We start from the raw sequence: 21763 nt of genomic DNA, 5'->3' as shown, positions 1-21763 counted from the left end.
GGGCACACCGGAACACCCCGCTCAACAGCCTTACCCCGCCCGGCGGAGCCCCGCTCCGCACCACCCCCGCCCACAGCAAGGCACGCCCATGGCCGACACCCCCCACCGCGCCACAGCCGAAGCCCTCCTCCCCCTCCTCGGCGGCGCAGCCAACATCACCGCCGTCGCCCACTGCATGACCCGCCTCCGCATCACCCTCCACGACCGCTCCCTCGTCCGGGACGAAGCCCTCAGGGCCCTCCCCGCCGTCCTGGGCGTCGTGGAGGACGACACGTACCAGGTCGTCCTCGGCCCCGGCACCGTCGCCCGCGTGACCCCCGAGTTCGAAGCCCTCGTCGCCGAAGCCCGTGCCGCCGACGACACCCCCCACCAGGCGACCGCAGAGCAACTCGCCGACCGCGGCGCCGCGCTGAAGGCGGCCCGGAAGGCCCGCAACGCCACCCCCCTCAAACTCCTCCTCCGCCGCATCGCCAACGTCTTCGTCCCCCTGATCCCCGCCCTCATCGGCTGCGGCATCATCGCCGGCCTGAACGGCGTACTCGCCAACTCCGGCCTGCTCCCCGACGTCGTCCCCGCCCTCGCCGCGATCGCCTCCGGCTTCATGTCCCTGATCGCCGTCTTCGTCGGCTACAACACGGCGAAGGAGTTCGGCGGCACCCCGGTCCTCGGCGGCGCCGTCGCCGCCGTGATCGTCTTCCCGGGCGTCGCCAAGATCACCGCCTTCGGCCTCTCCCTCTCCCCCGGCCAGGGCGGGGTCCTCGGCGCACTCGCGGCCGCCCTGCTCGCCGTCCGCGTCGAGAAGTGGTGCCGACGACGGGTCCCCGAAGCCCTGGACGTCCTCCTCACCCCCACCCTCACCGTGCTGGTCTCCGGCCTGGTCACCCTCTTCGGCCTGATGTACGTCGCCGGCGAGGTCTCCACCGCCATCGGCACCGCCGCCGACCGGCTCCTCTCCACCGGCGGCGCCCTCGCCGGCCTGGTCCTCGGCGGCCTCTTCCTCCCCCTGGTGATGCTCGGGCTCCACCAGGCCCTGATCCCCATCCACACCACCCTGATCGAGCAGCAGGGCCACACCGTCCTGCTGCCGATCCTCGCCATGGCGGGCGCCGGCCAGGTGGGCGCGGCCGTGGCCATCTGGTTCCGCCTCCCCCACCACGGCTCCATCCGCAGCACGATCAAGTCCGCCCTCCCGGCGGGCTTCCTCGGCATCGGCGAACCGCTCATCTACGGCGTCTCGCTCCCCCTCGGCCGCCCCTTCGTCACGGCCTGCGCGGGCGGCGCGGCGGGCGGCGCGTTCATCGGCCTCTTCCACCAGCTCGGCGCGCCCTTCGGCGCCACCGCCATCGGCCCGTCCGGCTGGGCCCTGTTCCCCCTGCTGGACGGCACCGCGGGCCCGGTGACCACCGTCGCGATCTACGCGGGCGGCCTCCTGACCGGCTACCTGGTGGGCTTCCTCGCCACGTACTTCTTCGGTTTCACGAACGAGGCACTCACCGAACTCAACACACTCGACACACTCGACACGCCCGACTCGCCGGACACGCCCGACACGGCCGAGGCGCCCGCCGTCCCCTCCGCCGAGGGAACGGCGAGCCCCGCCGCGAACCGCGTCGACGCCTAGGGAACGGTGCAGACGGCGTAGGCGTACGCCGAGGCCTCGGCGGTGGAGGTGTTCTTCACCCCGATCACCCAGCCCGTGTTGTCCGGGGCCGAGTCGGTGATGAAGGTGAGCGTGCTGCTGGTCCGCCCGCCTCCCCCGGTGGGCACCCAGCCCGACGGGCAGTCCGTCCTGACGTACGCGAAGCCACCGGCCGGGATGGCCACGGTGGGACCCCAGTAATAGGGGTGCGGGCTCAGCGTCGCCGCGTTGCCCGAACCCCCGGGCCAGGCCGGCTTGGGCGGGTCGTCCAGCGCGGTCGCGGTGGTCGCACCGGTGAGGAGGAGTACGGCGGCGGCCGTGGCGGCCAGGGCGAGGGGGCGGATGGGCTTCATGCCTGCCTTCCTTGGAGCGGACGGTGTCCGGGACAGCCGTGGACTTCCCCGCCCCCGCACGCTGACCCGCCCGCTCACTCGTCCGGCTCAGGAAGAAACGTCTGTGCGCCTCTCGAATGGGTGACCCCACGCCCTCACAGGGCCGGGTGCGGACTTGGCTGCGTCCTCTCGTGCAGTACGGCGGCCAGCCTGAGCGCCGTGTCCAGATTGCAGCGCCCCAATTCGACCAGCGGCAGCCCGTACGAGCCCGCCGCCGAGACCGGCTCCACCCCCAGCGACGGGAACACCACACCCACCCCGTCCAGCGCACCCTTCAGCTGCGCCACGGCCTCCTCGGCCGCCTGGACCCGCTCCCTCGGCGTGAGTACCACGACCTACCACCTCTCGACTCTGCGTATCCGGCTTCCGCACACAGCGTGGCGATCCGCTCGCTAGCCTTTCAAGGACGGCCACTCAACAACCGCAGATGTTGGCCCGGGAGTTGCCATGGCAAGCAAGAACCTGGATCCTTCCTCCTCACCACGCGCCCTGCTCGGCTCCGAGCTGCGCGTCGCCCGCGAACGCGCCGGGAAGAGCCAGGCCGAACTCGGTGAACCGCTCTTCGTCAGCGGCTCGTTCATCGGCCAGCTCGAAGCCGGGACCCGCCGGATGCACCTCGAACTCGCCCGCCAGATCGACGACATCCTCGACACGGGCGGCTTCTTCGCCCGCAACTGCGGCGCCGCCGCGAAGTCCAAGTACCCGGACCACTTCGCCGCTGCCGCTGAGGCGGAAGCCTTGGCGAAGGCGATCCGCGAGTACGCGCCGCTGATCATCCCGGGGCTGCTCCAGACGGAGGCGTACGCGCGGGAGGTGTTCCGGGCGTACCAGCCGACGGCTCCGGAACAGGTGATCGACGAACTGGTCGAGCACCGTCTGGCACGATCTGCGCTGCTCGCCGATCCAACAACACCCCTGTTTTGGTGCGTGTTCGGAGAGTCGGTGCTTCGCTGTCAGGTAGGCGGTCCCACAGTCATGACCGAGGCACTGGGGCATATTGCCGACCTGGGCAGGTCGCACCGGATCATCGTGCAGGTGCTTCCGTTCGGTGCGGGCGCCCATGCCGCCATGGGCGGTTCACTCCAGCTGATGTCCTTCGACGATGCTCCCCCGCTCGCCTACGTCCAAGGCAACGGAACGGGCCAGCTGTTCGATGATCCGACCACCGTATCCCGCCACTCCCTGACCTACGATCTCCTCACGGCCGGTGCGCTGCCCCCCGCGCAATCGCTGGCCTTGATCGAGTCCGTGGTGGAGGGGTACGAGCATGACGCACAAGCCTGAGTACGACCTGTCGACTGCCACGTGGCACAAGTCCAGCTACAGCGACGGCAGCGGAGGAAGCTGCGTCGAGATGGCGACTTGGCGTAAGTCAACGCACAGCGGCGGCGACGGCGGCGACTGCCTCGAAGTCGCCGACGGTCACCCCGGCATCGTCCCCGTCCGCGACTCCAAGCAGCCCGACGGTCCGCACCTGACCTTCCGCACGGCCGCCTGGTCCGCCTTCGTCACCAGCCTCTGACCGGACGTACCGAAGGCCGGCGACCCCTCGCCGTCGGCCTTGGTCGGCAGCGCCCGTCAGTGCGGGAAGTGCCGCGTGTCGAGCTTCAGCCCGAACGGCTTGGGGAGTACCAACTCGTCGCCGAACGCCACCCGGTCGGCATGCCTGTAGGCGCCGTTCTGCGGTTCGGTGAACAGCGTGGCCGTGGGGCCGTGTGCGTCGAACCGGTCGATGAGCAGGTACACGGGGACGGGTGCGCGGGCATGGGCCCAGAGCTTCTTCTTGCGGTCGTCCTCGGCATTTCCCTTGGAGGTGATCTCGACGACGAGCAAAGCCTCGGCTGCATCGACGGGATCGCTGACCTCCGCCTCCACCTCTTCGACCACCTCCGAGGAGACGACCACCAGGTCCGGCATGTACAGCTTGTCGAGGGCGGCGATGTGGATGCCCAGCGTCTGGTAGATCTCCCAGTGCGGGGGCAGCACGCCGTACAAGGCACGCTGAACACGTGCGGCGATCCCGTTGTGGTGGCGGTGGGGCGGCGGTACCAAGTGGATCTGTCCTCTGTCGATCTCGGCGCGCCAGCCCTCCGGCACGTCCAGCTCGCGCCAGCTCTGCAGCAGGTACTCCCACGTACGGCCGCCGGATTCACGGCCGGGCTCGACCATGGCAGCGGTCATCGCGGGTCCCCTCTCCTGTGGCCCATGGGGCGAGCGTGGATCGACGGTCTGGCGGCGCGGGGCCGCCCGCTTCAGCGTCCCACGATCGGGGGGCGCGTGCAGCCGACCCGGCCGAGCGCGGCGAGGGAGGAGGCGTACGCCTCGGCCTCGGCGTTGCCGCGCAGCCAGCCGGCGTTGACGTCGGTGTCGACGGTGCCGGGGGCGACGGAGTTGACGGTGATCCCGCGCGGGCCGAGGGCCTTGGCGAGGTTGAGGGTGAGGGTGTCGAGGGCGCCCTTGGTGGGGCCGTACGCGATCGCATCCGGCATGGCGATACGGGACGCGCCGCTGGAGACGTTGACGATGCGACCGCCGTCGCGGAGACGCTCCAGCCCTTCCTGCACGACGAAGAACGGAGCCCGGACGTTGATTCTCTAAGGATCTCTACAGAAATAAGTACCACGGGTCCCCTTCCCTATCGATCACTACAGAGTCCGCGGCAGGTACGCCAAAGCGGCCCGACCAGAGGCCGGGCCGGTGAGCGCGCAGGCTCAGGCGAGGGCGGTGGCCAGCAGGGCGAAGGCGGCGATGATGACGGCGACGCGGACGTAGTGGAGGCGCTCCCAGCGGGCCAGCTGCTGCTTCCAGTCGGCGGGCCGGTTCTCGGGGGTCCACGTCTTGTTCCGGTTGTTGATCGGGACGAGCAGCAGAACCGACATGACCACACTGAGGAGCAGGAGCGCGCCGGCGGTGACGACGAGGCCCGCGCCACGGTGATGCCACCCGGCGACGGCCCAGATGCCGACGAGGACGAGCGAGCCGATGTACCAGACCGGCATCACGGCGCCGAGCATCCGGCCCCCGTGGGCGTGACCGAGCTGACGGCTGTCCTCCGGGAGCGCGTTGAGGATCCGGTTCATGACGAAGGCGACGGCGAACTCCACCCCCACCATCACGCCGACGACCACGGTGGTGACGACCTCAAGTGCGTTGAGCATGACGATCCCCTCGACATCTAGTGGCGCTAGCTGATGAGGCAACGCTAGCTCTACTGCCGCTCTCTTGTCTAGCAGTGCTAGGATCGGATCATGTCGGTACAGGAACGCAAGCAACGGGAACGGGCTGAGCGTGAGCGCCTCATCGTGGCGACGGCCCGTGAACTCGCCGAGCAGCAGGGCTGGGACGCGGTCACCACCCGCCGACTCGCCGAACGCATCGAATACAGCCAGCCCGTCCTCTACAGCCACTTCCGCGGCAAGCGCGAGATCATCGGCGCCGTCGCACTCCAGGGCTCCACGGAGATGGCCGCGGCGGTGCGGGCCGCGACCGCCGCGGCGGACGGCCCGCGCGAGCGGGTCGCCGCCCTCGCGCGCGCCTACCTCGATTTCGCCGAACGCAACCCGGCGGTCTACGACGCCATCTTCCAGCTCGACGGAGGTCTGGCGTACGCACGGGAAGACACCCCGGAGCCGCTCAAGGACGCTTTCGCCGCGCTGCTGGAATGCCTCGGCGAGGTCGCCGGGGACGGCGTCGAACCGGGGCTGTTCACCGAGACGTTCTGGGCGTCCCTGCACGGGGTGGCGACCCTGACCCGTTCGGGACGGCTGCCGGCGGAGCACACTGAGCGGAGGGTGGAGCTGCTGGTGGACCGGCTCCCCCTGGCCTGACGCACCATCCCCGCCGGGCGGTCGAGGCCGGCGTGCTTCGGCGGGGAGACCCGGTCAGCGGCCGCGGGCCGCCGTGATGAAGGCGCGGATCAGGGCGGGGGACTTCACGCCGCGCTCGCTCTCCACTCCGCTGGAGACGTCCACGCCCCAGGCGCCGGTGGTCTCGACGGCCTCGCGGACGTTGCCGGGGTTGAGGCCGCCGGCCAGGACCCAGTGGCCCTCGGGGGCGGTGAAGTCGGACGCGCCCCAGTTCCACGGCTTGCCGGAGCCCGGGTCGGGGGCGTCGATCAGCAGCAGGTCCTCGCCGTACTCGCCGGCCTTGCCGACGCGCTCGGCGGTGGCGCGGAGCAGGGTCCGGCCCTCGGCGCGCAGCACCTCGTAGTACTCGGGGCCCTCGTCGCCGTGCAGCTGGACGGCGCGGACGCCGCTCTCCTCGGTGAGCCGGCGGACCTCCTCGACGGGCTGCTTGCGGAAGACCCCGACGGTCAGCACCCGCTCCGGGACCCGCTCGACCAGCCGGCGCACGGTCGCGGTGTCGATCGTCCGGGGGCCGCCCGGCGCGAAGACGAACCCGACGGCGTCGGCCCCGGCCTCGACGGCGGTGTCGACGTCCAGCTCGGTCTTCAGCCCGCAGATCTTGACGAAGAGGGGGGTGCGCTCGCTCATACCCCGAGTCAACCAGGCCCCACCCCGCCCCTGCACCCCCCGTCTCACAATGCGCCAGGTCCACCCGGCTCCCCCGCCCGTCAGCTACGGCACGGACCCGGGTGGGGCGACCCATTCCACGCGCTGCCCGGTAACGGCCGCGATGGTGTCGTAGTCGGCGTCGTAATGCAGCACGGTCGCGCCGTGGCGTTCCGCCGTGGCCGCGATCAGCAGATCTGCCACAGAGGCGGCACGATGGTGGCCCCTCTGTGCCAGCAATGCCTGGACCTCGACAGAGCGGGATCCGATCTCGTCGGTGAGCGGCAGCCACTCGAAGCCCAGCCGGGCGGAACGGGCACGCGCATGGTCCTCGGCGTTCCGCGCGCTGTAGAGGACCTCCAAGTCGACTACGGCACAGGTGGCAATCAGTCCGCGCTCGATCAGTGGAAGCAGCCGTGACCGCACTTCAGGGTGCTTGAAGCGCGCCCAGGCGCTCTTGTCGACCAGGTAACGGGTCACCGCCAGGCCTCCCCCATCACCGCGGGGTTCCCCAGGTCGTCGAGCGCGCCTTCCTCCAGCATCTCCACGAAGCGGCGCCGGCGGGCAGCCGCAACGAACTCCGCCAGCGCGCCGTTGATCGTGGCCCGTTTCGTCGTGGTGCCCAGAATCTCGGCGGCCTCCGCGAGCAGTGCATCATCCAGATCGACCATGGTGCGCGACATCGGGACCTCCAGGCATACGAATCGAGCGATTCCTTATGCCCAAAATAGAGGAAGGCGCCCGCCCGGACACCCGGAAATGCCCGGGAACGCCCGAGGGCGGTATCCCCGGATTGGGGATACCGCCCTCGGTCAGGAACGGCTGATCGGGCCCGGAGGCGTCGATCAGAAGTCCATGTCACCGCCCGGCATGCCGCCCGGAGCGGCGGCGGCCTTCTCCGGCTTGTCGGCGATGACGGCCTCGGTGGTCAGGAACAGGGCCGCGATGGAGGCCGCGTTCTGCAGCGCGGAACGGGTCACCTTGGCCGGGTCGATGATGCCCTCGGCGATCAGGTCGACGTACTCGCCGGTGGCGGCGTTCAGGCCGTGGCCCGGGGTCAGGTTGCGGACCTTCTCCACCACGACGCCGCCCTCGAGGCCGGCGTTCTCGGCGATCTGCTTCAGCGGGGCCTGCAGGGCCAGCTTGACGGCAGCGGCACCGGTGGCCTCGTCACCGTCGAGCTCCAGCTTCTCGAAGACCGAGGAGGCCTGCAGCAGGGCCACGCCACCACCGGCGACGATGCCCTCCTCGACGGCCGCCTTCGCGTTGCGAACGGCGTCCTCGATGCGGTGCTTGCGCTCCTTGAGCTCGACCTCGGTCGCGGCACCGGCCTTGATGACGGCGACGCCACCGGCGAGCTTCGCCAGGCGCTCCTGCAGCTTCTCGCGGTCGTAGTCCGAGTCGGAGTTCTCGATCTCGGCGCGGATCTGGTTGACGCGACCGGCAACCTGGTCGCTGTCACCGGCACCGTCGACGATCGTGGTCTCGTCCTTGGTGATGACGACCTTGCGGGCGCGGCCGAGCAGGTCCAGGCCCGCGTTCTCCAGCTTGAGGCCGACCTCCTCGGAGATGACCGTGCCGCCGGTGAGGATGGCGATGTCGCCGAGCATGGCCTTGCGGCGGTCACCGAAGCCCGGGGCCTTGACCGCGACGGAGCGGAAGGTGCCGCGGATCTTGTTGACGACCAGGGTCGACAGGGCCTCGCCCTCGACGTCCTCGGCGATGATCAGCAGCGGCTTGCCGGACTGCATGACCTTCTCCAGCAGCGGAAGGAGGTCCTTCACATTGCTGACCTTGGAGTTGACGATGAGGATGTAGGGGTCCTCCAGCGCCGCCTCCATGCGCTCCATGTCGGTCGCGAAGTACGCCGAGATGTAGCCCTTGTCGAAGCGCATGCCCTCGGTGAGCTCGAGCTCCAGACCGAAGGTGTTGGACTCCTCGACGGTGATGACGCCTTCCTTGCCGACCTTGTCCATGGCCTCGGCGATGAGCTCGCCGATCTGGGTGTCGGCGGCGGAGATGGAGGCCGTGGAAGCGATCTGCTCCTTGGTCTCGACATCCTTCGCCTGCTCCAGCAGGGCGCCGGAGACGGCCTCGACGGCCTTCTCGATGCCGCGCTTGAGGGCCATCGGGTTGGCGCCGGCGGCCACGTTGCGCAGGCCCTCGCGGACCAGGGCCTGGGCCAGAACGGTCGCGGTGGTCGTACCGTCGCCGGCGACGTCGTCCGTCTTCTTGGCGACTTCCTTGACCAGCTCGGCGCCGATCTTCTCGTACGGGTCCTCCAGCTCGATCTCCTTGGCGATGGACACACCATCGTTGGTGATCGTGGGAGCGCCCCACTTCTTCTCAAGGACGACGTTGCGGCCCTTGGGGCCAAGGGTGACCTTGACGGCGTCGGCGAGCTGGTTCATGCCACGCTCAAGACCGCGCCGGGCCTCCTCGTCGAACGCGATGATCTTGGCCATGTGAAGTGGTCCTCCCGGACTGGGGTGGATTGCCTTCGGACCGTGTGGCGCCCGCGACGGACGGCCTGCCTGCCCGGCGGTTCCTTCCCGCCGGCCCTGCGGGCCTCACCGACCCGGTCCTCGTCTTTATCACTCTCACCCGGAGAGTGCTAACGCCAATGATTAGCACTCGACCCCCACGAGTGCAAGCGAGTCCGGCGACCTCCGGACAACGCGGCGACAACCCGGCGAGAAGGTGCAGGTGAGCGGGCCGGCGAGGACCGGGAGGGGCCGGCGGACACGCGAGGGGCCCGCATCCCTGTCCGGGATGCGGGCCCCTCGGGGTACGCCTTCGGTGGTCGAACGCCGTTGGATCAGACCTGCGCGAGCTTGACCATGTCGGCCTGCGGGCCCTTCTGGCCCTGCGAGATCTCGAATTCGACCCGCTGACCCTCTTCAAGGGTGCGGTACCCGTCCATCTGGATGGCGCTGTAGTGGACGAACACATCCGCACCACCGTCGACCGCGATGAAGCCGTAGCCCTTCTCCGCGTTGAACCACTTGACGGTGCCCTGAGCCATGTCTAACTCCCCTATTACTGGCCCTTGCGCAGGAACGCACTTCGCGGTCCCGGGTCAGAACTTGCGTTGGAACGCGTCGACCGCGGCTGAATGTATCTGCACCGGAGCTGTCTGCAACAGGTCATTCCGACGAGAAATCCGGACATGATGAAAGGTCGAAATAGCCGGAAAATTTGGCATTCTCTCGGGCAACACGGACCGGACAGAACGCGCCAAAGCCCCATATCGCACACGCACATTGGCCCGATGTCGACCATGGAGGCGCCCGTTCATATGCAGCGGGCAAGAACAGCGGAGGGGGCTTCCCCAACTCTACCGCGCCCAACCAAGCAGAATTGCCCCCTCCGCTTTTGCGGAAGGGGCAATTCAGGGTTGCGCGTGTCAGCTACCGAAGAGTCGGCGAAAGGCAATGCCGAAGCCCGTGCGGAAGGCCGTACGGAAGGTCAGCAACCGCCCGCGACGGCCGGAATGATGGAGACGCCGGCACCGTCGGGCGTCGCCGTCTGCAGCCCGCCCTCGAAGCGCACGTCGTCGTCGTTGACGTAGACGTTCACGAAACGGCGCAGCTTGCCCTGGTCGTCCAGGACGCGCGCGGCGATACCCGGGTGGCTCTGCTCCAGGGAGTCGATGACCTCGGCGAGGGTCGCGCCCTCGGCGGGAACCTCGGCCCGGCCGCCGGTGTAGGTGCGCAGGATGGTGGGGATGCGGACGTTGACGCTCATGGCGACACTGCCTTTCCGGTAGTGCGTAGGGGGTGGTCAGGCCAGGCCGGCGGTGCGGAACGCGTCCAGGCTGGGGCGGATGACGGCGGTCTGGCCGGTGTCCCCGGCGACCGCGTCGAGAGTCTTGAGGCCGTCACCGGTGTTGAGGATGACGGTGGTCAGCGTGGGGTCGATCTGCCCGTTCTCGATGAGCTTCTTCGTCACGCCGACGGTCACGCCGCCCGCGGTCTCGGCGAAGATGCCCTCGGTCTGCGCGAGCAGCTTGATGGCCTCGACGACCTGGTCGTCGTTGACGTCCTCCACGTAGCCGCCGGTGCGGCGGGCGATGTCGAGCACGTACGGGCCGTCGGCCGGGTTGCCGATCGCCAGGGACTTGGCGATGGTCTTCGGCTTCTGCGGGCGGACCACGTCGTGACCGGCCTTGAAGGCGGTGGAGACGGGCGAGCAGCCCTCGGCCTGGGCACCGAAGATCTTGTACGGCCTGTCCTCGACCAGACCCAGCTTGATGAGCTCCTGCAGACCCTTGTCGATCTTGGTGAGCTGCGAGCCGGAGGCGATCGGGATCACGATCTGGTCGGGCAGCTGCCAGCCGAGCTGCTCGCAGATCTCGTACGCCAGGGTCTTCGAACCCTCGCCGTAGTACGGGCGCAGGTTGACGTTGACGAAGCCCCAGCCCTCGCCCAGCGGGTCGCCGATGAGCTCGGAGCAGAAGCGGTTGACGTCGTCGTAGTTGCCCTCGATGCCGACCAGGTCGCCGCCGTACACCGCGGCCATGACGACCTTGCCCTGCTCCAGGTCGTGCGGGATGAACACGCAGGACCGGAAGCCGGAACGGGCGGCCGCGGCGCCGACGGCGCCGGCCAGGTTGCCGGTGGAGGAGCAGGACAGGGTGGTGAACCCGAAGGCGCGGGCGGCCTCGACGGCGATCGCCACGACGCGGTCCTTGAAGGAGTGCGTCGGGTTGCCGGAGTCGTCCTTGACGTAGAGCTTGCCGGTGACGCCCAGCTCCTTGGCCAGGTTCTCGGCGTCCACGAGCTTGGTGAAGCCCGGGTTCAGGTTCGGCTTCTCCGCCACATCGGCCGGGACCGGCAGCAGCGGGGCGTAGCGCCAGATGTTGTTGGGGCCGGCCTCGATCGCGGCACGCAGGGCCTCGGGGTCACCGGCGGGCAGGTCGTAGGCAACCTCGAGCGGGCCGAAGCACTCGACGCACGCGAAGATGGGACCGAGCTCGAAGCGGGTGCCGCACTCACGACAGGAAAGCGCGGCGGCGGGTCCGAGATCGACAGAGGTGGCAACAGTCTGTGCAGCCATGATGGCGAGGCCCTTTCTCCTCATCTTCCTCGTGGCGCACTTCGCCACGAGACGGATTTGGCACCTTCCCTAGCCGGGGACCTCGCTGCGTGACGCAGTCGCGAGAACCGACTGGAGGGTTGCCGGGGCTTCAACGGGCCGTTTCCCTCTGCCCCTCTGGATGAGCGGTATGGCTCCGGGCCGCGCGCTCTATGGCGCACCCGGGCGTTTGTCTGCGCGGCACCCCCGGCATGCGAGGGTCCGACGCGTTGTTCAAGACTGTAACCGAAGGTGCGGGTGGCTGAGACAGCTGTCCGAACCGCGAGATGGATCACGTTTGGGGAGTACCGGAGTGCTGCAAGAGGTGGAGCGCTGGCTGGCAGACCGCTCCTGGTCCGCCGACGACAGGCCGCTCGACCAGCTGTTTTCCGCCAAGCGGGCAGCCGGGACGACGGTCAGCGTGGTGCTGCCCGCACTCGACGAGGAGGCGACCGTCGGGGAGATCGTCGAGGTGATCCGGCGCGACCTGATCGACGGACGGCCCGTCCCGCTGGTGGACGAACTGGTGGTGGTCGACTCGGGTTCGACCGACCGGACCGCCGAGGTCGCCGCCAAGGCCGGCGCCCGGGTGGTGCACCGGGACGAGGTCCTGCCCCGGATACCCGCGCTGCCCGGCAAGGGCGAGGTGCTGTGGCGCTCGCTGCTGGCCACCACCGGTGACGTCGTCTGCTTCGTCGACGCCGACCTGCGCGACTTCTCCTCCGTCTTCGTCTCCGGGATCGTCGGCCCGCTGCTGACCGACCCGGGCATCCAGTTCGTCAAGGCGATGTACGACCGCCCGCTCGGCACCGCCGGTCCCGGAGCGGGTGACGCCGGTCCCGGAGCGGGTGACGGCCGTCCCGGCGGGGCCGAGCAGGGCGGCCGGGTGACCGAGCTGGTGGCCCGCCCCCTGCTCAACCTGCACTGGCCGCAGCTGGCGGGATTCGTACAGCCGCTGGGCGGCGAGTACGCGGTCCGCCGGTCCCTGCTGGAACGCCTCCCCTTCCCGGTCGGCTACGGCGTGGAGCTCGGGCTCCTCGTCGACGCGCTGCACACGGCCGGCCTGGACGCCCTCGCCCAGGTCGACGTGGGCGTCCGGCTCCACCGCCACCAGGACGGCCGCGCGCTGGGCCGGATGGCCGCCGCGATCTACCGCACCGCCCAGGTGCGGCTCTCCCGCGGCCATCTGGTCCGGCCCGCCCTGACCCAGTTCGAACGCGGCCCGGACGGCTTCGTGCCGCACACCTACCCGGTGGACACCGAGGAGCGGCCCCCGATGGCGGAGATCGAGGAGTACGCGTCCCGCCGCGTCGCGTGACGGCGGCCACATCACCCGCAACCCGGCGCAACGGACGTTTGAGCGACCCCGGGCCGGGCTAGGTTCGCCGCATGTCTTCCCCGCTGCTCGTCGCCGCGAACCGCGGCCCGCTCTCGTACGACCTCTCCGCGGACGGCACCCTCGGCGCCCGGCGCGGCGGGGGCGGTCTGGTCTCCGGCCTGTCGGCCGCGCTCGACGGGCAGCCGGACGCGCTGTGGATCTGCGCGGCCCTGAGCGAGGGCGACCGCGAGGCGGTCCGCCGGGGCGTGTCCGAACCGGGCGTCCGCATGCTGGCCATCGACCCGGACGTCTACCACGACGCGTACAACGGCATCTCGAACTCGGTGCTGTGGTTCACCCACCACGGGCTGTACGACGTCCCGCACGAGCCGGTCTTCGACGCGGAGTTCCGGCGCCGCTGGGAGTCGTACCGGACGTACAACCGGGCGTTCGCGGAGGCGCTGGCGGCGGAGGCCGACGGGGGCGCGGCGGTGCTGGTGCAGGACTACCAGCTGTCGCTGGTCCCGGGCATGCTCCGGGAGCTCCGCCCCGACCTGCGGATCTCCCACTTCACGCACACGCCGTGGGCGACCTCCGACGAGATGCGGATGCTCCCCGAGGACATCCGCGAGGAACTGCTGTGGGGCCTGCTCGGCGCCGACGAGCTGGGATTCCACACCGGCGTGTGGGTGTCCGCGTTCGTCAACAGCGCGCAGATCGACAGCGCGACCGGGGTGGCGTGGGGGCTTTCGCCCACCGGGGACCCCTGGCGCGGGGTCGACCACCGCCGGTACCCGGGCCCGCGGCGCAGCACCCGGGCGGCCGCGTACCCGCTGGGGGTGGACGGCGAGGAGCTGCGGCAGCTGGCCCACCGGCCGGAGGTGGACGACAGGCTGGCCGCACTGCGCGCGGAGGTCGGCGACCGGAAGACCATCGTCCGGGTGGACCGCACCGAGCTGTCCAAGAACATCCTCCGCGGCCTGCTCGCCTACCGGGAACTGCTGGCCACGCACCCGGAGTGGCACGACCGGGTGGTGCACCTGGCCTCGGCCTACCCCTCCCGGCAGGACCTGGCGGTCTACCGGGACTACACGGCGGCGGTGTCCCGGCTGGCCGGGGAGATCAACGCGGAGTTCGGCACGGCGGACTGGCGGCCCGTCCTGGTCTCGGTGCAGGACGACTTCGCACGGTCGCTGGCGGCGTACCGGATGGCCGACGTCGCGCTGATCAACCCGCTCCGGGACGGCATGAACCTGGTCGCCAAGGAGATCCCGGTGGTCTCGGAGCAGGGGTGCGCGCTGGTGCTGTCCAAGGGTGCGGGCGCGTACATGGAGCTGCGCGAGGACGCGCTGGGGGTGAACCCGTTCGACGTCTCGGAGACGGCACGGGCCCTGCACGAGGCGCTGTCCATGCCGGCCGGCGAGCGCGCCGAGCGCACGAAGCGACTCGCCGCGGCGGCGACGGCGCTTCCTCCCGCGGCATGGTTCCGCGCCCAGCTGGACGCGTTGCGCGAGGCGCAGTCGTAGCCGGTCCCGGCCGGACGGCCGGACGGCCGTGCCGTCAGGCGATGGCGTGGGCGAGGGACGCGAGGAAGGCGGCGACCTCGGCGGGGCCGGACAGGACCAGGTCGGCGCGGGCGGCGAGTTCGGGGACTTCCGCCGAGCCGCTGCAGACGAGCAGGCCGGGGCGGCCGTCGGCGCGCCGCTTCTCCACCGCGGCGTACGCGGCGAGGTCGCCCAGGTCGTCGCCCGCGTAGACGACGGCCTCCGCGTCGACCTCGGCGAGGTATTCGGTCAGGGCGACGCCCTTGTCCGTACCCGGCGGCCGGAGCTCCAGGACGGCGCGGCCGGGCTCGACCATCAGGCCGTGCTTGCGCGCCAGCTCGTCGAGGGGTTCGCGGAGGGCCGCGAAGGCGGCGGACGGGTCCTCGGTGCGGCGGGTGTGGACGGCCAGGGCCCGGCCCTTCTCCTCGATCCAGGTGCCCTGCCAGGCGCCGATGGAGTCGAGGTAGCCGGGCAGCTCGGCGCGTACGGCGGCCACGCCGGGGTGCTCGGCGGGGGTCTGCACGTTGCCGCTGACCGCGTCCCAGCGCTCCGCCCCGTAGTGGCCGAGCACCACGAGGTGTTCCAGGCCGGGTGCCCCGGCGAAGCCGCCGTAGCGGACGGCGACCCCGGCCGGGCGGCCGGTGATCACCGCGACGGAGGCGACCTTCGGGGCCAGCTGCGACAGTGCCGGGAGGGCGCCGGGGTGGGCGCGGGCCTGGTCGGGGTCGGGAACGATGTCGGCGAGGGTGCCGTCGAAGTCGAGGGCGACGACTGATCTGCGGGGTGCGCGGAGGAGGGCGTCCAGGCCCTCGCGTCCGGCGGCGGTGACGGGCATCGGCAGGTCGTGCGGCGGCTGGCTGCGGCTCCCCATGCGGTCGACCCTACCGGGGGGCGATGGGCTCCGCCCGGGGTTCGCCGGGATGCGGTTCGCCTCCGCGCGGAGCGGGCCTCGGCTGGGCAGGGTCCGGGCTGGGGCCGGACCGGAGTGCGGGGAGGCTCGCGCGCCCGCGCGGGACCGGGGTCCCGGTGTGCCCACCTCCCCCAGACTCCGTCCGGGGGGACCCCCACCCCCACGTTCTCGACTTCGCTCGAACAGGGGGGACCCCCATCGCCCTGCGGGACGGCTGCCCACACCGGCCGGGACGGCTGCCCACACCGGGTGGGTTCAGCGGCGGGCTCGGCGGGCGTCGCGGATGCGGCGGAGGCGGTTGACGGTCGCCGGGGCGTGGGCGAGGGCACGCGGGTCGTCCATGAGGGCGTTCAGCAGCTGGTAGTACCGGACCGGGGTCATGCCGAGGCCCTCGCGTATCGCCCGCTCCTTCGCGCCCGGACCGGGCCAGCTGCGGCCCTCGTACGCGAGCACGGCGGCTTCGCGTTCCGAGAGGGGCTGCCGGTCGTCGGTGGTCATACCGTCCAACATATCGCCGGGCGCCGACACCCGGACGGCCCTGCCGGCGGGGCCGTCCGCAGGGCCGCCGGCAGCGCCGGCGGGCCCGTCAGCGGTCCCGTCAGCGGGTGCCGTCCGCCCCCCGGGCCTTGGCCGCGAGGTCCTCCAGGGTCTTGGCCGGGGAGTCGGGGGCGGGCCGCAGGGCGGAGCCGATGCTCTGCTTGACGTCCTCGCTCACCGCCGCCCAGGACTTCTTGTTCACCGGGTACAGGCGGGCGGTGGGCAGGGCGGGCAGGAAGGTGCGCAGCCGCCGGCTGTTGTCACCGGTGCCGCGTTCCATGGCGCGGTAGCCGCTGTTGGTGGCGGGCAGCAGACCGTAGGTCTCGGTGAAGCGGGTGACGTTCTCGGCCGTGAACAGGTGGTCCAGGAACTTGCCGGCCTCCTTGCGGTGGCCGTTGCGGAAGGCCATGACCCAGTCCGCGACGCCCATGGTGGAGTGCGGCTCGCCGTCCACGGTGGGCATCGGCACCATGCCGTAGTCCAGGCCCTTCGCCTCGGCCTGCTTCATCAGGGCGGGGTGCCCGTTGAGCATGCCGGCCTGGCCGTCGGTGAAGGCGTCGAAGGCGGCCTGCCGGTCCAGCTTGCCCGGCTCGACGGGCCCGGTCAGGCCCTGCCCGTAGAGCTCGTCGCGGAGCCATTCGAAGGTGCGGACGTTGGCCGTGGAGTCGATGGCGTACCGCTCCTCGGTGTCGGTGTAGCCGCCTCCGCCGGCGAGCAGCCACAGCATGGTCTCGGCCTGGGCCTCCTCGCGGCCGAGCGGCAGCGCGAAGGGGGTCTTCACGCCCTTCGCCTTGAGCTTCTTCGCGGCCGCCGCCAGGTCCGCCCAGGTCTTGGGCTGCCACCCGGCACCGCCGGCCTTGGCGGAGTCGGCCTTGGCGGTGATGCCGGCGTCGGCGAAGAGCTTCTTGTTGTAGAAGAGCAGCCGCGTGCTGGCCACGAACGGCAGGCCGTACTGGACCTTGTCGATCATGCCGGCCTCGGCGAGCGGGCCGAGGAAGTCCGCCTCGGTGCGGACGGAGAGCAGTTCGTCGGCGCGGTAGAGCTTGCCGTCGGCCGCGTAGTCGGCGTAGGCGCCGATCTGGGCGATGTCCGGGGCGTGGCCGGCCTTGACCATCTCGGCGACCTTGGCGTCCACCTGCGACCAGGAGTAGACGGAGACCTCGACCTTGACGTTCGGGTTGGCCTTCTCGAAGTCCGTGGCGAGGGTCTTCCAGTAGGCGGCGGAGGAATTCTGCGGACTGTCTCCGTAGTCGGCCGCCACGACCCGGAGGGTCACCTCGTTGTCCCCGCTGGAGCCGAGGGCTCCGCAGCCCGCCGTCAGCGTCATGGTCAGGATCAGCGCGGCAGCAGCCGCTGCCGCCTTTCGGTAACGGCCCTGCACAGCTCTCGTTCCACCCCGGGTTGTCCGTACGATGAACATAAGGTCTACACCACTTTGGCCGTTCAGCCACAACCGGAGCGTTCCTTTTGTATGGCCGCTCAACAAACCCCCTCAATGGACTAGACCTTTCCCCTTCCGGCACGCGAGACTGTCCAACGTGAAACCCGTGAAACACGTCATCGCCCTCGATGTGGGCGGCACCGGGATGAAGGCCGCCCTCGTCGCCGAGGACGGCTCCCTGCTCCACGAGGCGCGCCGCGCGACCGGCCGCGACCGGGGCCCCGACGCCGTCGTCGAGTCGATCCTCGGATTCGCCGCCGACCTGCGCACCGTGGGCGCCGAGCGGTTCGGCACGCCCGCCTCGGCGGCCGGCGTCGCCGTGCCCGGCATCGTCGACTCCGACCTCGGAATCGCCGTCTACGCCGCCAACCTCGGCTGGCGCGACGTCCCCCTGCGCGCCCTGCTGAGCGAGCGCCTCGGCGGAACGGCCGGCATCCCGGTCGCCCTCGGCCACGACGTGCGCACCGGGGGCCTCGCCGAAGGCCGCATCGGGGCCGGCCGGGACGCCGACCGCTTCCTCTTCGTGCCGCTCGGCACCGGCATCGCCGGCGCCATCGGCATCGACGGCCGCATCGAGTCCGGCGCCCACGGGTACGCCGGCGAGATCGGCCACATCGTGGTCCGCCCCGGCGGCCCCGAATGCGGCTGCGGCCAGCGCGGCTGCCTGGAGACCCTGGCCTCCGCCGCCGCCGTCTCCCGGGCCTGGGCGGCCGCCTCCGGCGCCCCCGGCGCGGACGCCGCCGACTGCGCGGAGGCCGTAGCCGCCGGCGACCCGGCGGCCGTACGGGTCTGGCAGACCGCCGTCGACGCCCTCGCCGACGGCCTGGTCACCGCCCTCACCCTGCTGGACCCGCGGACGCTGATCATCGGCGGCGGGCTCGCCGAGGCCGGCGAAACCTTGTTCACACCGCTACGGACGGCCGTCAAGGAACGCGTGACGTTCCAGCGGCTCCCCCACATCGTGCCGGCGGCCCTCGGGGACACCGCCGGATGCCTGGGCGCAGGGCTGCTCGCCTGGGACCTACTCGCCACGGAGGTACCTGCCTGATGTCCGGAAGCGCACACAGCACCGTTCTCTCCGGCGCCACGGTGGTACTGCCCACCGGGACCGTCGCGAACGGCCGGGTCATCGTCACCGGCGACCGGATCGCCGGCAGCGCACCCGAGGGCGCCGCGCTCGTCGACCTCTCCGGCCACTGGCTCGTCCCCGGCTTCGTGGACATGCACAACCACGGCGGCGGCGGCGCCTCCTTCACCTCCGGCACCGCCGAGGACGTCCTGCGGGGCGTCCGCACGCACCGCGAGCACGGCACCACCACCCTGGTCGCCTCCACCGTCACCGGCGACCTCGACGAACTCGCCCGCCGGGCCGGACTGCTGGCCGAGCTGACCCAGCAGGGCGACATCGCCGGCATCCACTTCGAGGGCCCGTTCATCAACCCCTGCCGCAAGGGCGCGCACAAGGAGTCCCTGCTCCGCGACCCCGACCCGGCCGAGGTCCGCAAACTGGTCGACGCCGCGCACGGAGCCGCCCGGATGGTCACCCTCGCCACCGAACTCCCCGGCGGCCTGGACTCCGTACGCCTCCTCGCCGAACACGGCGTGATCGCCGCGATCGGACACACCGACTCCACCTACGAGCAGACCCGGCAGGCCATCGACGCCGGCGCCACCGTCGCCACCCACCTCTACAACGCCATGCCGGGCCTCGCCCACCGCGAACCCGGACCGATCGCGGCGCTCCTGGAGGACGAGCGGGTCACCGTCGAGCTCATCAACGACGGCACCCACCTGCACCCGGCCGCCCTGGAACTGGCCTTCCACCACGCGGGCGCGCACCGCGTCGCGCTGATCACCGACGCGATGGACGCCGCCGGGTTCGGCGACGGCACCTACCACCTCGGACCGCTGGAGGTCGAGGTCAAGGACGGCGTGGCCCGCCTGGTCGAAGGCGGCTCCATCGCCGGCTCCACCCTCACCCTGGACACCGCCTTCCAACGGTCCGTCACCGTCGACCGGCTGCCCGTGGAATCGGTGGTCCAGGCGATCTCCGCGAACCCGGCCCGGCTCCTCGGCCTCTACGACCGGGTGGGCTCGCTGGAACCCGGCAAGTACGCCGACCTGGTCGTGCTGGACGCCGAATTCGCGCTGAAGGGCGTCATGCGGCGCGGCGAATGGATCGTCAGCCCCGTCGGCTGAGCGGGTAGTCGGCGAATCCGGCCGGGCCGGGGGGTGGGCGGACCGCACCCCGGTTTGGCATGATCCCGGCACCGGGCGAACCGAGCCGTGGCGCGAGCGCCGCCGCCGGCGCGCCCTGACGAGCCGACCGCCCGGGGGGTGCCGATGATCCTGACCGTCACGCTGAACACCGCACTGGACCTGACGTACCGGGTGCCGCGCCTGGCGCCGCACTCCTCGCACCGGGTCTCGGAGGTCCGCGAACGGCCCGGCGGCAAGGGCCTGAACGTGGCCCGGGTGCTGGCCGCCCTGGGACACGAGGTGACGGTCACCGGCTTCGCGGGCGGCCCCGTCGGCGAAGCGCTGCGCGCCGCGCTGGACGGCGGCCTCGACGGCCTCGTCCGGGACGCCCTGGTCCGCTGCGCCGGGAACACCCGGCGGACGGTGGCCGTGGTGGACTCCGCCTCCGGGGACACCACCCAGTTCAACGAACCCGGCCCGCTGATCTCGGCCGCCGAGTGGTCGGGCTTCCTCACCCGCTACGACGAGCTCCTCCGGGGCGCCGACGCGGTCGCGCTGTGCGGCAGCCTGCCGCCCGGCGTCCCCGTCGGCGCCTACGCGGTCCTGGTCCGGCAGGCCCGCGCGGCCGGGGTCCCGGTGCTGCTGGACACCAGCGGCGAGGCGCTGCGCCGGGGCGTCGCCGCCCGCCCGGACCTGATCAAGCCGAACACCGCCGAACTGGCGGAGCTGACGGGCGCCCGCGACCCCTACCCGGCCGCCCTGGCGGCCCGGCGCCGCGGCGCCCACGCGGTGGTCGCCTCGCTCGGCCCCGGCGGCCTCCTGGCGGCCACTCCGGAGGGCACCTGGCAGGCGGCCCCGCCGCGCGCCCTGGCGGGCAACCCCACGGGCGCGGGCGACTCGGCGGTCGCGGGGCTGCTGTCGGGGCTGGCGGAGCGCCTGGACTGGCCGGAGCGCCTGGCCCGGGCGGTGGCCCTGTCGGCGGCGACCGTCGCGGCCCCGGTGGCGGGAGAGTTCGACCCCCGCACCTACGAACGGGTGCGGGGGTCGGTGGAAGTGACCACGGGTCAGCCGGCCGGCCGCTGACGCCGGCCGGCGGTTGGCGCCGCCGGACCGTTGACGCCCGTCAACGGCCCGGCGCCGGTCAGCCGTTGGTGCCGGTCAGCCAGAACTGGTCGATGTTGGCGTTGCACTTGTTGCCGGCCTCGCAGGACAGCTTGATGGTGTTGCTGCCCTCCTTGAGCTCCACCTGGCCCCAGGTGGTCTGCCAGCCCTTCTCCCAGTCGCCCTGCGGCTGCTTGGAGAAGTTGTTCAGCCGGACCGGCGCCGAGTTGGGCGTGCCGTTGATCGTCAGCGTGCCGTTGGCGTCCTCGCCCGGGATGCCGTACCGGATGTAGAAGCGGTACTTGCCGGCCTTGGGCAGGTCCAGCGTCCAGGTCACGGCCGCGCCGACCTGGTTGAACCCGCCGACGTACTGCCCGCTCGCGGACTTCGCGCCCGGCACCGTGCCCTGCAGCCCGGCGCCGCCGGAGATGGCCATGCCGGGGCCGCCCGCGTCCCCCTTGGGCAGCTTGGCCGCGGGCTTCTCCGACGCACTGGCCTCGGGGCTCGGCGTGTTCGACTGCGGCGGGGCCGACGGGGTCTGGCCGCCGGTGCCCGCGGTGGTCTGCGGGCCGGACGTGTCGTCCTTCTTGTCGTCCAGGTTGCCGAAGGCCAGTGCCGCGCCGATGCCGATGACCACCGCACCGACCACCGCGATCGCGGCGATCAGCAGGCCGCGCCGGCTGGAACCGCCACCGCCGCCGTGCGTGGCGATCGTCTGCGTCTGGTGCTGCGGGGGCTGCTGCTGCGGGGGCACGCCGTAGCCGCCGGCGGCCATGGGCTCGGTCGCGCCGTAGTGCGGCTGGGGCTGCGGCGGGACGCCGCCGCGCTGGCCGCCGTACGTCCTCTCGCCGACCGTGCGCACCTGGTTGTACGAGGTGCGGGGCACTCCCGGCTGCGGGCCGGCCTGACCACCGGCCGACGGACCGGGGTAGCCGTACCCACCGCCCGGCGGCGGGGTGGCTCCGGCAGCCTGGCCGTCCGCGTAGAGGTAGCCGAACGGATCCTCGTCCTCGGGCTTGTTCGCGGGCGTGGTCATCGCGGGTCACTCCTTTCGACCCACGGGAGCCTACCCCGAACACGTGCACCCACGGGCTC

24 protein-coding genes, 1 pseudogene and 1 riboswitch are annotated in these 21763 nt (G+C 71.6%); of the genes and pseudogenes, 9 read left to right on the top strand and 16 right to left on the bottom strand.

The genetic code is table 11. The annotated features are described in order from the left end of the window. Positions 1 to 88: 88 nt before the first annotated feature. Positions 89 to 1621, top strand: coding sequence for a PTS transporter subunit EIIC (locus tag AB0O36_RS23090; protein WP_365113505.1), 1533 nt, complete (start codon positions 89 to 91; stop codon positions 1619 to 1621). Here AB0O36_RS23090 and AB0O36_RS23085 read toward each other — a convergent pair. After that, complete coding sequence (locus AB0O36_RS23085; RefSeq protein ID WP_365113503.1) at positions 1618 to 1992, bottom strand: hypothetical protein; 375 nt, start codon at positions 1990 to 1992, stop codon at positions 1618 to 1620. The genes AB0O36_RS23090 and AB0O36_RS23085 overlap by 4 nt on opposite strands. A 134-nt stretch (positions 1993 to 2126) precedes the next feature. Continuing rightward, the gene (locus AB0O36_RS23080) at positions 2127 to 2363 is read right to left on the bottom strand and encodes a hypothetical protein (protein ID WP_365113502.1); all 237 of its coding nucleotides are present in this window, start codon (positions 2361 to 2363) and stop codon (positions 2127 to 2129) included. A 115-nt stretch (positions 2364 to 2478) separates the two neighbouring features. Between AB0O36_RS23080 and AB0O36_RS23075 the strand changes: the two genes are divergently transcribed. After that, positions 2479 to 3315 carry a helix-turn-helix transcriptional regulator gene (locus AB0O36_RS23075; RefSeq protein ID WP_365113500.1) on the top strand — a complete coding sequence of 279 codons (837 nt, stop codon included), beginning with the start codon at positions 2479 to 2481 and terminating at the stop codon, positions 3313 to 3315. After that, positions 3299 to 3553, top strand: coding sequence for a DUF397 domain-containing protein (locus AB0O36_RS23070; protein ID WP_365113498.1), 255 nt, complete (start codon positions 3299 to 3301; stop codon positions 3551 to 3553). Before AB0O36_RS23075 ends, AB0O36_RS23070 begins: the two co-directional genes overlap by 17 nt. A gap of 56 nt (positions 3554 to 3609) precedes the next feature. Here the strand turns inward: AB0O36_RS23070 and AB0O36_RS23065 are convergent, their stop codons facing one another. The 3 genes and pseudogenes from AB0O36_RS23065 to AB0O36_RS23055 form a co-directional block, all read right to left on the bottom strand. Then, a complete protein-coding gene (locus tag AB0O36_RS23065) occupies positions 3610 to 4212 on the bottom strand; it encodes a Uma2 family endonuclease (protein ID WP_365113496.1) in 603 nt (200 codons plus the stop codon). Between the two features lie 101 nt (positions 4213 to 4313). Next, a pseudogene (locus AB0O36_RS23060) lies at positions 4314 to 4622 on the bottom strand (SDR family oxidoreductase); the annotation flags it as partial. 120 nt (positions 4623 to 4742) lie between these two features. Continuing rightward, positions 4743 to 5189 carry a DUF1772 domain-containing protein gene (locus tag AB0O36_RS23055; protein ID WP_365113494.1) on the bottom strand — a complete coding sequence of 149 codons (447 nt, stop codon included), beginning with the start codon at positions 5187 to 5189 and terminating at the stop codon, positions 4743 to 4745. 90 nt (positions 5190 to 5279) lie between these two features. Between AB0O36_RS23055 and AB0O36_RS23050 the strand changes: the two genes are divergently transcribed. After that, the gene (locus tag AB0O36_RS23050; protein WP_365113492.1) at positions 5280 to 5858 is read left to right on the top strand and encodes a TetR/AcrR family transcriptional regulator; all 579 of its coding nucleotides are present in this window, start codon (positions 5280 to 5282) and stop codon (positions 5856 to 5858) included. Positions 5859 to 5912: 54 nt separating this feature from the next. Here AB0O36_RS23050 and AB0O36_RS23045 read toward each other — a convergent pair whose 3' ends face one another. The 7 genes from AB0O36_RS23045 to thrC all read right to left on the bottom strand — a co-directional run bounded on the left by AB0O36_RS23045 (position 5913) and on the right by thrC (position 11600). Beyond that, a complete protein-coding gene (locus tag AB0O36_RS23045; RefSeq protein WP_365113490.1) occupies positions 5913 to 6524 on the bottom strand; it encodes a phosphoribosylanthranilate isomerase in 612 nt (203 codons plus the stop codon). Positions 6525 to 6608: 84 nt separating this feature from the next. Next, on the bottom strand, positions 6609 to 7028 hold the full coding sequence (locus AB0O36_RS23040; protein WP_365113610.1) for a PIN domain nuclease: 420 nt from the start codon (positions 7026 to 7028) through the stop codon (positions 6609 to 6611). Further along, positions 7019 to 7225: a type II toxin-antitoxin system VapB family antitoxin gene (locus AB0O36_RS23035; RefSeq protein WP_365113488.1), complete on the bottom strand. Its 207-nt coding sequence runs from the start codon at positions 7223 to 7225 to the stop codon at positions 7019 to 7021. The genes AB0O36_RS23040 and AB0O36_RS23035 overlap by 10 nt, the downstream gene beginning before the upstream one ends. A gap of 162 nt (positions 7226 to 7387) precedes the next feature. Beyond that, complete coding sequence (gene groL / locus AB0O36_RS23030) at positions 7388 to 9007, bottom strand: chaperonin GroEL (protein WP_365113486.1); 1620 nt, start codon at positions 9005 to 9007, stop codon at positions 7388 to 7390. A 353-nt stretch (positions 9008 to 9360) separates the two neighbouring features. Next, positions 9361 to 9567: a cold-shock protein gene (locus AB0O36_RS23025; protein ID WP_365113484.1), complete on the bottom strand. Its 207-nt coding sequence runs from the start codon at positions 9565 to 9567 to the stop codon at positions 9361 to 9363. 443 nt (positions 9568 to 10010) lie between these two features. Further along, the gene (locus AB0O36_RS23020; RefSeq protein ID WP_365113482.1) at positions 10011 to 10289 is read right to left on the bottom strand and encodes a ubiquitin-like small modifier protein 1; all 279 of its coding nucleotides are present in this window, start codon (positions 10287 to 10289) and stop codon (positions 10011 to 10013) included. A gap of 36 nt (positions 10290 to 10325) precedes the next feature. Beyond that, a complete protein-coding gene (gene thrC / locus AB0O36_RS23015; protein ID WP_365113481.1) occupies positions 10326 to 11600 on the bottom strand; it encodes a threonine synthase in 1275 nt (424 codons plus the stop codon). A gap of 17 nt (positions 11601 to 11617) precedes the next feature. After that, positions 11618 to 11767, bottom strand: a riboswitch (SAM riboswitch). 164 nt (positions 11768 to 11931) lie between these two features. Here thrC and AB0O36_RS23010 point away from each other — a divergent pair. Both AB0O36_RS23010 and AB0O36_RS23005 read left to right on the top strand, forming a co-directional pair. Continuing rightward, entirely contained in the window at positions 11932 to 12936 is a 1005-nt protein-coding gene (locus tag AB0O36_RS23010; protein ID WP_365113479.1) for a glucosyl-3-phosphoglycerate synthase, read from the top strand. Between the two features lie 71 nt (positions 12937 to 13007). Continuing rightward, positions 13008 to 14462 carry a trehalose-6-phosphate synthase gene (locus AB0O36_RS23005; RefSeq protein WP_365113477.1) on the top strand — a complete coding sequence of 485 codons (1455 nt, stop codon included), beginning with the start codon at positions 13008 to 13010 and terminating at the stop codon, positions 14460 to 14462. A 34-nt stretch (positions 14463 to 14496) separates the two neighbouring features. Here the strand turns inward: AB0O36_RS23005 and otsB are convergent, their stop codons facing one another. From otsB to AB0O36_RS22990, 3 genes are all read right to left on the bottom strand, one after another. Then, positions 14497 to 15351: a trehalose-phosphatase gene (gene otsB / locus AB0O36_RS23000; RefSeq protein WP_365113475.1), complete on the bottom strand. Its 855-nt coding sequence runs from the start codon at positions 15349 to 15351 to the stop codon at positions 14497 to 14499. A 294-nt stretch (positions 15352 to 15645) separates the two neighbouring features. Further along, entirely contained in the window at positions 15646 to 15888 is a 243-nt protein-coding gene (locus AB0O36_RS22995) for a DUF3263 domain-containing protein (RefSeq protein WP_365113473.1), read from the bottom strand. Between the two features lie 100 nt (positions 15889 to 15988). After that, a complete protein-coding gene (locus tag AB0O36_RS22990) occupies positions 15989 to 17254 on the bottom strand; it encodes an extracellular solute-binding protein (protein ID WP_365113471.1) in 1266 nt (421 codons plus the stop codon). 220 nt (positions 17255 to 17474) lie between these two features. Here AB0O36_RS22990 and AB0O36_RS22985 point away from each other — a divergent pair, with 220 nt between their 5' ends. From AB0O36_RS22985 to AB0O36_RS22975, 3 genes are all read left to right on the top strand, one after another. Beyond that, entirely contained in the window at positions 17475 to 18416 is a 942-nt protein-coding gene (locus AB0O36_RS22985) for an ROK family protein (RefSeq protein WP_365113608.1), read from the top strand. Continuing rightward, complete coding sequence (gene nagA, locus AB0O36_RS22980) at positions 18416 to 19567, top strand: N-acetylglucosamine-6-phosphate deacetylase (RefSeq protein ID WP_365113469.1); 1152 nt, start codon at positions 18416 to 18418, stop codon at positions 19565 to 19567. The genes AB0O36_RS22985 and nagA overlap by 1 nt, the downstream gene beginning before the upstream one ends. A 144-nt stretch (positions 19568 to 19711) precedes the next feature. Beyond that, positions 19712 to 20650: a 1-phosphofructokinase family hexose kinase gene (locus tag AB0O36_RS22975; RefSeq protein WP_365113467.1), complete on the top strand. Its 939-nt coding sequence runs from the start codon at positions 19712 to 19714 to the stop codon at positions 20648 to 20650. 58 nt (positions 20651 to 20708) lie between these two features. On the opposite strand, the gene AB0O36_RS22970 is transcribed toward AB0O36_RS22975, so the two are convergent. Continuing rightward, positions 20709 to 21704: a CBM35 domain-containing protein gene (locus tag AB0O36_RS22970; protein WP_365113465.1), complete on the bottom strand. Its 996-nt coding sequence runs from the start codon at positions 21702 to 21704 to the stop codon at positions 20709 to 20711. Positions 21705 to 21763: the final 59 nt, after the last annotated feature.

The organism is Streptomyces sp. NPDC089799 (assembly GCF_040684755.1).
GTDB lineage: Bacteria > Actinomycetota > Actinomycetes > Streptomycetales > Streptomycetaceae > Streptomyces.
The sequence above is the reverse complement of the archived record's forward strand: the minus strand, read 5'-3'. Positions and strand labels throughout refer to the sequence as shown.